This window comes from Saccharopolyspora elongata (genome assembly GCF_004348985.1).
Classification (GTDB): Bacteria; Actinomycetota; Actinomycetes; order Mycobacteriales; family Pseudonocardiaceae; genus Saccharopolyspora; species Saccharopolyspora elongata.
The window spans coordinates 20,994-33,730 of record NZ_SMKW01000020.1 but is presented as its reverse complement, the minus strand read 5'-3'; the positions used below and the strand labels follow the sequence as shown (position 1 = coordinate 33,730).

Below are 12,737 nucleotides of genomic sequence, written 5' to 3'. Positions count from 1 at the left end.
GGGTGAGATCCGGGTATGCAGGAGCGGCTGGAAGCGCGCACGGCTGTACATGTGTCGACGGTCAGCCAATTCCCCACCCGGAACGTCACGTAATGGGCCAGGGGGACGCTGACGCCGGCAACCGCCGAGGACCTGGGGACGATGACCGTGCGTCGAGATCCCCAGGGCGCCGGAGGTTCCCGGGCCGCCCGATAGCCAGACCGTCGTTCAGGAGGGACGCCGACCGGTCCTGACGGAGACCGGTCGGCTCCAGCAACGACTGCGCCTGCTGCCATCCCTCTGCGGCGTGTAGTTTGTGCCCGCCTTGAGTCTGTTCCCGCACCTGGGGATGGCACTGGTGTGGGAGAAGCTGGTCCACTCATGGGGCACTCGGACTACGCGCCCTACTGCGGCGGCGCTGCGGCATCTGCGGGCCCGGCCGGGGCCGACGCCGTTTCGCGCATTGTTCGAGGTCCTGGCGGTTCCGCTCCTCGGTCGGCACGCCGGGCGTGGGCTATCGCGGGCTACGCACGGTGGCCTTCGACGGCTGCCACTCACTGCACATGCCGGACACCACCGATAACCGCGCCTGGCTGGGACGCGTCCGCGGGGGCCACTCTCGGCTTCCTGGAACGACCCAAACAGGGGCACTACAGACTTTCGCCCACTCGCTTGAGGGAGCAGCCCGAGCCCTAACTTCTCGGCATTGCGGAGCGCCGCCGAAGGCTGACTGACCGGACCAGCCGCACACTCAGTCCTTCGACGGGATCACTGTCGTCACCAGCGGCATCCGAATGCCGTCGATGAACTCCTTCATGGAGCACTGGATACAAACCTGCCGGCCCGACCGCTGGACCGCTCCTCATAGGGGACCGGCGCCACCTGCTCCACGCGACTACGGGCGCACGCTCGCCCCGCCGCCGGGTGTCGTGTGACGCCTCGAGACATCGCAACGGGAAGCGCCGATGCACTTATGGCAGCTCGACCTCGTGGGCGGGGTGTTCCTCGCCGACGGCCGGGAGTGCAAAATCCTCACCGCCATCGACGACCACTCCGGTTCGTTGTCGCCGCCACCGTGCTGGAACGCCCAACCGGCGGCGCGGTGGTCGAGGCGTTCACCGCGGCAATACGTCACTACGGTGTGCCGTTCGAAGTGCTCACGGACAACGGCAAGCAGTTCACCGGCCGGTTCACCCGTCCTGTCCCCGCCGAGGTGCTGTTCGAGCGGACGTGCCGCGAGTATGGAGTCACCCACCGGCTGACCAAACGCCGGTCGCCCACCACTACGGGAAAAATCGAGCGCTGGCACCAAACCCTGCGCCGCGAGCTCCTGGACGAGGCCGGCGAGTTCGCCGACATCCACGCAGCCCAGGATGCTCTGGACGCCTGGATCCAGTCCTACAATCACGACCGGCCGCACCAATCGCTGGACATGGCAACCCCCGCCAGTCTTTTCCGGCCTCGCCTTCGGCAGACGAACACAGCGGTCGATCAGGAACGACCAGCACCAGTCGACACCGCGGATGTCGAACTACAGGGCCCGAGTCCCATCACACCACCGGCAGCTCCCGCGGCGTCGAACACCGCGTTACACAACGCGGTGGAGATCGACGTGATCGTTCCGACGTCGGGGAATGTCAGTCTGGTCGGACATCAGCAACTGTGGTTGGGCAAGCACTTCGTCGGCCGGCTCATCACCGTCTGGGCCGACCATCGCAGCGTTCACGTCCTCCTCGACGGCAACCACCTCAAGACCGTCTCTTCCCGCCTGTCCGACACGCACCTCCAGCAGCTGATGATGCGTGGAGCACGCCCAGCCGGACCGGCGCCCGCTGCGCCAGCGCCGCCCCGCGCCAGCCTTCTTCCGCCAGCCACCGTGATCGAGGTCGACCGCATCGTCACCCGCGACGGCTCCACGCAGCTCGGAGGCAAGTACCTCTACCTCGATCCACAACTCGCCGGTGCACAAGTCACCCTTCGCCTGGACGGCCACCTCGCGCACGTCATCCGCGACGGCCAGTTGGTCAAGACCCTGCCCGCGCCCGTTGACCACGACCAGCGCGCACGCCTGCGTGGAGCGCGGATCACGACCGAGCCGCTGCCACCGCGCCCACCATCCGGTTCGCAGCACGTCCAGCGTCGCGTGCCCAAAGACGGCGTGGTCATGGTCGCCCGCCAGCGGCTCCGCATCGGACGCACTCACGCCGGCAAGACCGTCACCATCCTCGTCGAGGACACCCACTTCCGGGTCCTCGACGGTTCCACCGAGCTGTCCGTCCACCCCCGCAACACCCAACAGCCCATCCGGCACTTCAAAGCCCCTGCCCCATGACGCCGCGCATGAGGGTAAGCATGTGTCGACAACAAAAGGTCAAAGATCAATTGAGACGTCACACATCACAGGGACCAGGTGGGTGCATAGGCAGCGATCACTTCCCCGGCACCCGCAGTCGTATGCCGAGGAGTGGGCTTCGGACGCCGTGCTCCGGCTGCCGCGCCGCGCGTGGAGGCCCCCTGTCAGGTCGGGGGCTCGCACGCCTTCTTTGGCGCGTCCTCGTCGCCTTCGGTACCGGCCGCGAGGGCGGCTGGTGTCTCCAGTGCTTGTTTGAGGTCGCCAAGGAAGGCCATCGCGTCGCGGCCGTTGACCACGCGATGGTCGTAGACCAGACCGAGGTACGTGAACCGGCGGGCTTCCGGCCTGCCTCGCTGGTCCAGGACGAGCTGTTCGTCGATGCCGCCCAGGGAGAGCGCGCAGGTCTGGCCGGGGAAGACGATGGGGGTGGCGAAGACCACACCGTCGGCGGTGTGCGGAGCGATCAAGATGTTGGCGCCGGTGAGCTCGTCGGCTCGGAAAGTGCCGCGGACGGCTTTGTCGCGGAATCCTGTTATCAAGTCGGCGATCTGGGCGACGCTCAGCGCGGCGGTGTTGTGTACGACCGGGGTGTACAGGCCCTTTCCGGCGTCCACGGCCACCGCGACGTGTGCGCAGGGGGCGGGCTGGATGGTGCCGTCGTCGAGGAGCCGGGTGAACAGGCTTGGGTGCGCCGGGAGTTGGTCTGCCACCGACTTGATGAGGAGGCTGAGCAGGGAGACGATGCTGCCGGTGCGCTGGCGCAGTTGCCGGGCGAGGTCCTGAGCCTGGCCGACGTCGACCTTGGCGTAGGCGGCGGCGGCCGGGATGGTGCGCATCGACTCGGTGACCACGGCGCCCACCGTCCGCTGTTGCGCCGACAGTTGCCGGTCGGTGGGGGCACCGGCTTGCGCGGGGCGTGGCAGCAGCGCTTCGATGTCGGCTGCGCGGATCACGGTGCGGCCCAGTCCGCGCAGTTCGTTGTCGGTCAGGCCGTGCTGGTCCGCGAGGGCGCGCGCCGCCTTGGTGAGCGTCAGGCCGGCATCGGTTGCCGGCTCCGGCCGTGCGGTGGGGTCGACGGTTGGTGCGGAGAGGTAGGCATGGCGTTCGTCCGCCGAGGCGAAGAGGTGGGCGACGGTCTGACCGGGGCGGCAGTCAGCGCCGCCTGCGAGGAGGGTGTGCAGGATGCCGTCGGCGGTGCTGTCGATCTCTTCCTGGGCCTTGGAGGTCTCGATCACCACCAGCGGCTGCCCTTTCTTGATGCGTGAGCCGTGCTCGGCGAGCCATTCGACCAAGACGTAGCTGGCGTCGTTGGTGTTGAGGGTGGGCAGCTTGACGCTGATCACTGGGAAGCCTCCGTGAGGGCGCGGCGGAGTGCGGTCGCCTGGAGCAGGACGGTGTGCTCCAGGTGGGCGGCGGTGGGGATGACGCTCGGTTGGGCACTGAGCAGCAGTACGGGGCGGGCCAGCCGTCGCCACAGGTGCTCATGCAGCTGCTGGGCGAGCATTTCGCCCCAGGTGCCGTCTGCCGCGCTGTCCTCTGCGACACAGATGCGGCGGGCGCGGGACACCGTCGCGAGCAGCGGTTCGACGGTGAACGGGTAGAGCCGGGAGGGCACCAGGAGTTCGCAGGTGACTTCCTCCTCCAGCAGCAGGGTGCGCATGGCGGCGACGGCTCGCTCGGTCAGGCCCCCGGGGGCCAGGATGATCCAGTCCGGGTCGCCGCAGTCCACGGGGAACACGCGCGCGGTCCGGCTCGGGTCGTCGAGCAGCTCGTACCGGAAGAGGTCGTCGACGACCCCGCCCTGGTGCATCGTGCGGGTGTAGAGCGTCTTGTCCTCGAACAGCACGCACGGCTGCTCGCGGGAGAGCATGGCGGTGAGGACGTCCGCGTTGTCGTGGAACGGCGACATCTCGTGCAGGCTGAGCGCGGGGATGCCGATGAAGTGCTTCTGCAGGCTCTGACTGTGGGTCGGCCCGTAGCCCCGGTTGCCGCCGGTGGGGCAGCGGACCACCATGCTCATCGGAACGGTGCGGCCGTACATCGACACGGACTTGCTGGCGAAGTTCAGGAGTTGGTCGAAGGCGAGGGCGGCGAAGTCGGAGAACATCATTTCCACGACCGGGTGGTTGCCGGTCAGGGCGAGCCCGGCGGCGACGCCCACGATGCCGCCCTCGCTGATCGGCGAGGAGATCACCCGTTCCGGGTGGCGGTCCGACAGGCCCCGGGCGGCCTTGAAGGCGCCGCCGTACGGGTCGGCGATGTCCTCGCCGATGACGTAGGCGCGGGGATCGTTGTCGAGGAGCGTGTGCAGGGCCCGGTTGAGGTTGCCGATCACCCGCTCCGGCCTGGTCATGAGTGCTCCCAGCGGGACGCGGGGCGGGCCTGGACCTCGCGCACGACCTCGGCGATCGCCAGTCGCTGGCTCCGGTCCGCCACGGCGAAATGCTCCGGGTGCTGCTCCTCGTACCGGTGGTACCAGTCGTGCGCGGCCGCGTGCCGTATCACCTCGGCGGGGCGGGAGTCGTCTCCCTTGCTGTGTGGGCCCACGCGGTTCGTGGTGAACTCCACCACCAAGGGCTGGTGTTGGGTGCGGACGTCGTCGATCACGCCGGACAACTCCCGGCGCACCCGGGCGACATCATGAGAGGTGACGTGGTAGTGCCGGATGCCGAAGGCCGCCGCGCGCGCCTGGATGGTGCCGGCCATCTGCCGCTCGGTCGGAGTGGACTGGGCGATCTTGTTGTTCTCGACCACGACCAGCAGGGGCAGCCGCCACAACTGGGCCATGTTGAGCGCCTCGTACACCGCGCCTTCGCCCCACGTGCCGTCGCCGATGTGCACCACCGCGATCCGTCCGGGCTCGGCCCGTCGCAGGTGCAGGGCGACACCCGCGGCCACCGGCAGGCTCTCGCCCTGTACGCCGGTGGACAGGTAGCGGTCGCGGTAGATGTGCTGGCTGCCGCCCACCCCGTGGCACACGGCGCCCTCGCGCCCCATGATCTCCGCCAGCAGGCCGTGCGGGTCCCGGAAGCGGGCCAGGTAGTGGCCGTGCCCGCGGTGGTTGCTGAAGACGTAGTCGCCCTCGTCCAGCAGTGCGTAGAGTGCGACGGGAATGTATTCCTGCCCGAGGCAGGTGTGCGTGGTGCCGTGCAGCAGACCCTGTGAGAACAGTTCCAGCAGGGCCAGTTCGAAGTGACGGATCATCAGCAGGGTGTCGAGGTCCTCGGCCGGTAGCCGCGACAGGGGCTCCGCGCCTGTCCGGGGCTGGGGTGCCGTGGTCTCCGTCGCAGTGGTGCTGCCGCCGATTAGATGGGGTGCTGCGCTGGCCACATTCGTCTCCTCGGGGGAACTTCGACCACCTGGGCACCAGGTGATCCCACTTGGTCACTGACTTTCGTACAAGTCGGGAGCGAGGTCACGGGGAGTGCCCGTTAGGACACCGGAGAATGCACAGCTGGGCAAATGAGGAACATCGTGACTGCGCCGAGACACTCATCCGTCGGTTTTCGAGGCCAACTCGACCACTGCCAGATGCGCCGCTACGACGCCCGGCACCGGCACAGCACCCTCGCGATGCTCGCCCCACCTTCCTCACCGTCACAAAGCCATCGCTTCAAGAGCTTTGGCAGCGGCCTGCTCCCCTCACCCACGCTGGCGGAGTCACAGGCCCTCCTGCCGTCGGCGGGAGCGTGGCGATCACCGAAGCCGCAAGAAATGACGCTGCTGCTGCGGGAACCGGGAGTGCAGCAGCCACGCTGACACCTCGGCCTGCGGAGTGAACTGCCGCAGGTACCCGTAGGAGCCATCCAGGGCAGCCAGGTGCCCGTGGTCGCGCGGCAGCCGAGGCGCGGCCTGCTCCCGTGCCGACCGTAGGCGGGGCCACCCGATCCGCTCGCCCCGGATCAAGCCGCCGATCCGCTCGTCGTCGAGCCCCAGGTCGAAGATGATGTCCAGGAGTTCGTCGAGCAGGGCCTGGCGGTCCTCTCCGGACTTCCCGCGCTCGGTCAGCGCGTCGCGCATCTTCCGCTCGGCCGTACAGCAGCGTGGGCGAGTCGTGCTCCATCGCTTGCGTAAGCAGGAACTCGTCGAGCTCCTTGAGCTCCTGCGTCGACAGCGGGTGCCAACCCAGGTACTGCGCGACCAGCCGCAGGTGCTCGGTGCGGGTCTTCGCCCGCCGGCCGTAGGACCGCAGCTCGACGGGGTCGATACCCAACTGGTCGGCCAGCCGGGCCACCGCTACCGGCGGTGCGGTAGACACCTTGTCCGGCACGAATCCCAGCCACGGCAGCGTGCACAGCGCCACCGCAAGGCCCAGTCGGTCCGCCGGACCTCGGCCCCGACCGGGGTCCACGAAGGCGACGTCCGCAGGGGTGAGGGTGAAGAACCGGAACAGCTCGTCCCGGCCGATCTCCGGGAAGCCCCGCAGGCGCTCCAACTCCTCGTCCGCGAACACCTGCGCCACCCACGCCTCCAGCCAGCACCCCGAAGACCCCCAGCTCAGAAGCTTACTCAGGCATATCCGCCCGAAATTTCCTGAGTACTACGGGGACCCCCGGTTGCATGGCATTGAGTTTGCCCGTCATAAAATTTTTATAAACATAATCATTTCAGTGTTGATCGAAATTAACCCTCCGGTAGCCGACCGCACCGGCTCACTGCTCAAAAACGGCGTCAGACGTCCGAATCCGGGTCGAGGTAGGGGCCGCCTGCCACGCCGAACGCGCGGACGGTGCCCAGGAGGTGCTCGCGCAGCCGGGATTTGGCCAGCTCGGGGTCGCCGTCGCGGAGCGCGTCCGCGAGGTGCGCGTGCTGCTGGGTGATGCGGGGGCGCACGGCGTGGGTGCGGGCCATGGCGGTGATCCGCATCTGCTTGTCGCGCAGGGCGTTGTAGAGGTCGGCGACCACGGGGTTGCCTGCCGAGGCGACCAGGGTCGCGTGGAACGCGCGGTCGGTCTCGTGCATCTCGGCGTCGCTGAGGTCGGCGGCATCGCAGGCCGGGTGCGCGGCCAGCTGCTCGCCGACCGCGGTCATCGCCTCGCGGCCCTGCATGGCGAGCTTGTCGATGGCGAAGCTCTCCAGCGCAAGCCGCGCCTCGACGATGGCTCGTGCCTCGGTGGGGGTCACCGGCACGACCAGCGCGCCGCGCTTCGGGTACAGCCGCAGGAATCCTTCGGTCTGCAGTCGCAGGAACGCTTCGCGCACCGGGGTGCGCGACATCTGCAGCGCGTTCGCCACTTCGCCCTCGGACAGCAGCTCACCGTCGGGGTAGCTGCCGTCCAGCAGGCCGGCCTTGACGTGCTGGTAGGCGCGGTCCGCGGCGGGGAGCTCGGCTGCGGCGGCAGTGGCGGAGGACACGGCTTCGCGTGGTGTTGCGCTCGACACGAGGTCATCGTACTTCCACCGAACTTGTATCTATGGTTAATACAAGATTTTCCAGGGGAGGAGTTTCCGGTGTCCGAGACTGTCATGACCGCGCCACCCGTCAGGGAGCAGGGTGATCGCCCCAGCTCGTCGAGGGTGGCGTGGCTGGTGTGGGGAGTCGGCGCGCTCTGCTACTGCGCGGCGCTCTTCCACCGCGCCAGCCTCGGCGTGGCGGCACCGGAAGCCTTGCAGCGCTTCGAGACCGGGCCCGCGGTCCTGGCGCTGTTCTCCGCGCTGCAGCTCGGTGTCTACCTGGTCCTGCAGGTGCCGTCGGGGCTGCTGGCCGACCGGCTCGGGCCGCGGAAGGTGATCACCGGCGGCATGGTCGCGATGGCCGTCGGGTCGGCGGTGTTCGCGCTCACCGGGTCGATCATCGGCGGCATCGCCGGCCGGATGCTCATCGGCTTCGGCGACGCCTTCATGTTCACCAACGTGCTGCGGCTGGCGGCGCACTGGTTCCCGCCGCACCGGTACGGCAAGGTCGCGGCCCTGACCGGGCTGGCGGGCGGCCTGGGACAGGTGGTCTCGACGCTTCCGCTGGGCCTGGCACTGCACAGCGTGGGCTGGGTGCCGACGTTCCTCGGCGCGGCCGGGCTGACGGTCGTGCTCGCGGTGGTCGCGGGACTGGCGATCCGGGACCAACCCGCGAACGCACGGCCGGAGCACGAAGCGCCCGAGTCGCCGGAGCGGGTCTGGCACACGTTGCGCCACGTGGTCGCGCAGCGCGGCACCAAGCACTCCTTCTGGGTGCACTTCGTGCTGATGTCGCAGTTCCTGGCGGTGACCACGCTGTGGGGCGGACCGTGGCTGACGAAGTCGCAGGGGCACGGCCAGGCCGAGGTCGGTTCGCTGCTGATGCTCAGCGTGTTCGGGTTCATCGCGGGTTCGTGGTTCGCGGGCCAGTACATCTCCGGCCGCCCGCAGCGGCGCGACCGGTTCACCCTGGGCCTGTCCTCCGTCGTGGTGCTGGTGTGGGCGGTGCTGGTCGGCTGGCCGGGGACGTTGCCGATGCCGGTGCTGGTGGTGGCGCTGGTGCTCGTCGGTGTTGGCGGTGGCGGGGCCATGCTGGCCTTCGACGGGGCGCGGATGGCCAACGCGGCGCACCGGTCCGGGACCGCGTCGGGCGTGGTCAACATGGGCGGGTTCTCCGCGGCCGTGCTGGTCCAGCTGTTGGTGGGCGCGGTGCTGCAGGCGGTGTCGCAGCTGCCCGCGGCGCAGGCGTACCGCTGGGCGTTCGCCCCGGTGCTGGTGCTGATGGCGGTGGGCGCCGTGGCGCAGTGGTTGAGGCGGCCGGTGAAGGCGTGACTCGGCGAGCCGCCTACACGCGCCCGGCGGGGGAGCTAGGGTCGGTGGGCGGACGTGGCACCGACCGGCCACCGACGGTCGGGCTCAGCGATGGAGGCCCTTGTTGACCGCGGCGCTGGAATTGCACAACTTCGTCGGCGGCGAGCCCGCCGACACCCTGGCCGGAGAGACGTTGCCGCTGGTGGATCCGAGCACCGGCGAGGAGTACGGCACCGCTCCGCTGACGAGGTGGATGGATGTGGACGCGGTGATGACGGTCGCCGCGTCGGCGTTCGAATCCTGGTCGCAGACGACGCCTCGGCAGCGGCAGCAGGCGTTGCTGGACGTCGCCGACGCGATCGAGGATCGGGCCGACGAGCTGGTGGTCGCGGAGTGCCGCAACACCGGCAAGCCCTGGTCGGTGGTGCGCGATGACGAGCTGCCGTTGGCGGTGGACCTGATCCGCTTCTACGCGGGTGCCGCGCGGGTGCAGGAGGACGGTGCGGGCGGCGAGTACCAGCCGGGGCACACGTCGTTCTCGCGCCGGGAGCCGATCGGCGTGTGCGCGCAGGTCACGTCGTGGACGCATCCGCTGTTGCTGGCGGCGGCGAAGTTCGCGCCGGCGTTGGCGGCGGGGAACACCGTGGTGCTCAAGCCGGCCGAGACGACGCCGGTGAGCACGGCGTTGCTGGTGGAGATCGCGGGCGGTTTCCTGCCGGCCGGGGCGTTGAACCTGATCTGCGGGGATCGCGATAGCGGCCGGGCGATGGTGGCGCACGAGGTGCCCGGGATGTTTTCGATCACCGGCACGGTGCGGTCCGGGATGGAGGTCGCGGGTTCGGTGGCGGCCGATCTCAAGCGGGCGCACCTGCAGTTGGGCGGGAAGGCGCCGGCGGTGGTGTTCGACGATGCGGACGTGCCGCGGGCGGCGCGGCGGATCGCTGCGGCGGCCTTCGGGAATGCGGGGCAGAGCTGCACGGCCGCGAGCCGGGTGCTGGCGGGTCCGGAGGTGTTCGACGAGCTGGTGGCGGCGTTGGTGGAGTGGGCCGAGGCGATGCGGCCGGGGCCGCCGCAGGACCCGGATGCGGCATTCGGGCCGTTGAACAGCCTGGGGCAGTTGGAATTGGTGCAGGCGCATCTGGAGCGGTTGCCGGAGCACGCGCGGATCGTCGCGGGTGGGCGGCGCAAGGGGGAGCGCGGGTTCTTCCACGAGGCGACGGTGGTCGTCGGGGTGGAGCAGGACGACGAGCTGGTGCAGAACGAGGTGCTGGGGCCGGTGCTGACGGTGCAGCGCTTCGACAGCGAGCAGGAGGCCGTGGAGCTGGCCAACGGGGTGCGCTACGGGTTGGTGTCGAGCATCTGGACGCGTGATCACGCGCGGGCGATGCGGGTGTCGCGGCGGATGCAGGCCGGGACGGTGTGGATCAACACGCACCACCCGTTCGCGGCGGAGATGCCGCACAGCGGGTTCAAGCATTCGGCGTCGGCGCGGGACTTCGGCCGCTACGGGCTGGAGGAGTACAGCCGGATCAAGCACGTGATGTCGGCCTGGGACGACGAGTAGAGCCTGCGGAGGACTCGCTTAGAACCCTGACCTGCAACATCCAGGCCATCACAGCCAGAACGGGCTCTGTAGCGGGCCGTCAGGCGGCGGAGCCGGTTTCCGGGGTGCGCATGGCGATGGCCAGCAGGGCGGCGGCCGGTCCGGCGAGCTGGAGTCCGGCGCGCCAGACCGCGTGCAGCGGTCGGTGTAGGTCGAGGCCCGTGGCGGGCACGTCGACGAGGCGTTGTTCGGCCAGGTCGGTGGCGACGGCGAGGACGCTGAGGACCGCGGGGCCGGCGCCGGCGACGACGGAGTTGCGCACGGCGGTGGTGGAGCGGAGTTCGAGCAGCGGGGTGACGGGCTCGGCGCCGACTTCGACGAGTGCGCGATGGAGGGTTTCGCGGGTTCCGGAGCCGTGTTCGCGCACGATCAGCGGGGTGGCGGCGAGTTCGGTGGCGGTCAGCGGGCGGCGCAGCCTGGCCCAGGGGTGTTCGGGCGGGGCGACGACGACCATGCGGTCGCGGGTGACGAACCGGACCGAGACGCCTTCGGGTGGCACCGGGGTTTCGATGAAGCCGAGGTCGGCGTGGCCGTGGCGGACGGCTTCGGCGACGGCCAGGGAGTTGGCCACGTCGAGTTCGAGGGGCACGTCGGGGAGGGCGGCGCGGAGCCGGCTGATCCATCGGGGCGCGAGGTATTCGGCGATGGTCATGCTGGCGGCGACGCGGAGCTTGGCTTCGTGCTGGGCGCGCAGGGCGCGCACGCCGTTCATCAGGCCGTCGATGTGGGCGAGGACTTTCCTGGCCCAGTCGCAGACCATGGCTCCGGCGGGGGTGAGCGTGCAGCCCTGGCGGGTGCGTTCCACCAGCGGGAGGGCGAGCTGGCGTTCCAGCCTGCTGAGCCGCTTGCTGGCGGAGGGCTGGCTGATGCGCAGTTCGGCCGCGGCGGCCCCGATGCTGCCTAGTTCACCGATGAGGACCAGCAGCCGGAGCGATTCGGGGTCGGGCGGAGCCATGCCCCAAGGATAGGTCGGTGGCCAGGCGGTGCCGGTCGGCCACCGGTTTCCGTGCTGGTGGGGCATGCACTTCGGCTATGACGTCCTGTGCAGATCACGGCTACTGCGCGGGTGTCCTGGTGGCGAGCCTGTACTGGTGACGAAGACGTTCAGCTCGCAGCAGTCGGGTGTCGGTGCGTTGTGGCCGGGGCTGGTGGTGACCGGCGCGGCGGTCGCGGTGTCCTTGGTGGTGTCCGGGCTGGTCCCGGCGGTGAGTGAGTTGACCGCTGCGGTGGTGCTGGGCATCGTGGCCGGGAACGTGCCGGGCTTTCCGGAGGCGACGCGGCCGGGCATCGCGTGGGCGACGAAGAAGCTGTTGCGCGTCGGGGTGGTGCTGCTGGGTTTGCAGCTGTCGGTTTCGCAGGTGCTGGGGCTGGGGGCGGGCACCGTCGTGGCGGTGTTGCTGATCGTGGGGCTGACGTTTCTGGGGACGTTGCTCATCGGCCGGTTGATGCGGGTGCCGCGCGGGTTGTCGGTGCTGGTGGCGACGGGGTTCTCGATCTGCGGTGCGTCGGCGGTGGCGGCGATGGAGAGCGTCGTCGAGCGCGAGGACGAGGACGTGGCCACGAGCGTGGCGATGGTGACGGTGTTCGGGACGATCGCGATGCTGGCGTTGCCTGCGATGGCCGCCGGGATGGGGTTGTCGGCCGATGAGATCGGCCGGATCGCCGGTGGGAGCGTGCACGAGGTGGCGCAGGTGGTGGCGGCCGCGTCGCCGGCGGGCGGTGCGGCGGTGGCGGTCGCGGTGGTCGTCAAGCTGAGCAGGGTGGTGTTGCTGGCGCCGATGGTGACCGCGGTCAGCCTGGTGGAGCGCCGGCGGCGTGGTGCGGCCGGTGGTGAGCGTCCGCCGGTGATGCCGTTGTTCGTGCTCGGGTTCCTGGTCGCGGTGGCGGTGCGCAGCGTGGATGTGCTGCCGGTCGTGGTGCTCGATGGTGGGAAGCAGTTGACCACGCTGCTGCTGGCGGGTGCGTTGTTCGCGCTGGGTTTCGGAGTGCGGGTCAAGGCGTTGCTGCGCAACGGGCCGAAGGCCTTTGCGCTGGCGGCTTGTTCCACTCTGCTGGTGACGGCGCTGGGCTTCGCCACCATGCTGTCGCTGGCGTGAT

Annotated in this window: 11 protein-coding genes and 1 pseudogene; 5 read left to right on the top strand and 7 right to left on the bottom strand. The window is 69.6% G+C overall.

Translation table 11 applies throughout. The features are described from left to right. Positions 1-295 precede the first annotated feature (295 nt). Positions 296-562: a transposase domain-containing protein gene (locus E1288_RS50355; RefSeq protein ID WP_132486099.1), complete on the top strand. Its 267-nt coding sequence runs from the start codon at positions 296-298 to the stop codon at positions 560-562. Positions 563-1,081: 519 nt separating this feature from the next. Further along, on the top strand, positions 1,082-2,311 hold the full coding sequence (locus E1288_RS16780; RefSeq protein ID WP_235883604.1) for an integrase core domain-containing protein: 1,230 nt from the start codon (positions 1,082-1,084) through the stop codon (positions 2,309-2,311). 185 nt (positions 2,312-2,496) lie between these two features. On the opposite strand, the gene E1288_RS16775 is transcribed toward E1288_RS16780, so the two are convergent. From E1288_RS16775 to E1288_RS16755, 6 genes and pseudogenes are all read right to left on the bottom strand, one after another. Next, positions 2,497-3,675 carry a 2-oxo acid dehydrogenase subunit E2 gene (locus tag E1288_RS16775; protein ID WP_132486095.1) on the bottom strand — a complete coding sequence of 393 codons (1,179 nt, stop codon included), beginning with the start codon at positions 3,673-3,675 and terminating at the stop codon, positions 2,497-2,499. Beyond that, entirely contained in the window at positions 3,672-4,685 is a 1,014-nt protein-coding gene (locus E1288_RS16770; RefSeq protein ID WP_132486093.1) for an alpha-ketoacid dehydrogenase subunit beta, read from the bottom strand. Before E1288_RS16770 ends, E1288_RS16775 begins: the two co-directional genes overlap by 4 nt. Further along, entirely contained in the window at positions 4,682-5,662 is a 981-nt protein-coding gene (locus E1288_RS16765; protein WP_207954390.1) for a thiamine pyrophosphate-dependent dehydrogenase E1 component subunit alpha, read from the bottom strand. The genes E1288_RS16770 and E1288_RS16765 overlap by 4 nt, the downstream gene beginning before the upstream one ends. A gap of 366 nt (positions 5,663-6,028) precedes the next feature. Further along, a complete protein-coding gene (locus E1288_RS48795) occupies positions 6,029-6,352 on the bottom strand; it encodes a hypothetical protein (protein ID WP_235883615.1) in 324 nt (107 codons plus the stop codon). 58 nt (positions 6,353-6,410) lie between these two features. After that, a pseudogene (locus tag E1288_RS48790) lies at positions 6,411-6,785 on the bottom strand (DUF4158 domain-containing protein); the annotation flags it as partial. A 218-nt stretch (positions 6,786-7,003) separates the two neighbouring features. Next, positions 7,004-7,714, bottom strand: coding sequence for a GntR family transcriptional regulator (locus E1288_RS16755; RefSeq protein WP_235883603.1), 711 nt, complete (start codon positions 7,712-7,714; stop codon positions 7,004-7,006). Positions 7,715-7,783: 69 nt separating this feature from the next. On the opposite strand from E1288_RS16755, the gene E1288_RS16750 reads away from it, so the two are divergent. Together E1288_RS16750 and E1288_RS16745 are read left to right on the top strand one after the other, a co-directional pair. Further along, complete coding sequence (locus E1288_RS16750; protein WP_235883602.1) at positions 7,784-9,058, top strand: MFS transporter; 1,275 nt, start codon at positions 7,784-7,786, stop codon at positions 9,056-9,058. Between the two features lie 103 nt (positions 9,059-9,161). Continuing rightward, entirely contained in the window at positions 9,162-10,601 is a 1,440-nt protein-coding gene (locus E1288_RS16745) for an aldehyde dehydrogenase family protein (protein ID WP_132486091.1), read from the top strand. A 79-nt stretch (positions 10,602-10,680) separates the two neighbouring features. Here E1288_RS16745 and E1288_RS16740 read toward each other — a convergent pair whose 3' ends face one another. Beyond that, positions 10,681-11,595, bottom strand: a complete 915-nt coding sequence (locus E1288_RS16740; RefSeq protein ID WP_132486089.1) for a LysR family transcriptional regulator — start codon at positions 11,593-11,595, stop codon at positions 10,681-10,683. Positions 11,596-11,731: 136 nt separating this feature from the next. On the opposite strand from E1288_RS16740, the gene E1288_RS16735 reads away from it, so the two are divergent. Further along, on the top strand, positions 11,732-12,736 hold the full coding sequence (locus E1288_RS16735) for a YeiH family protein (protein ID WP_235883601.1): 1,005 nt from the start codon (positions 11,732-11,734) through the stop codon (positions 12,734-12,736). The last annotated feature ends 1 nt before the right edge of the window (position 12,737 follow it).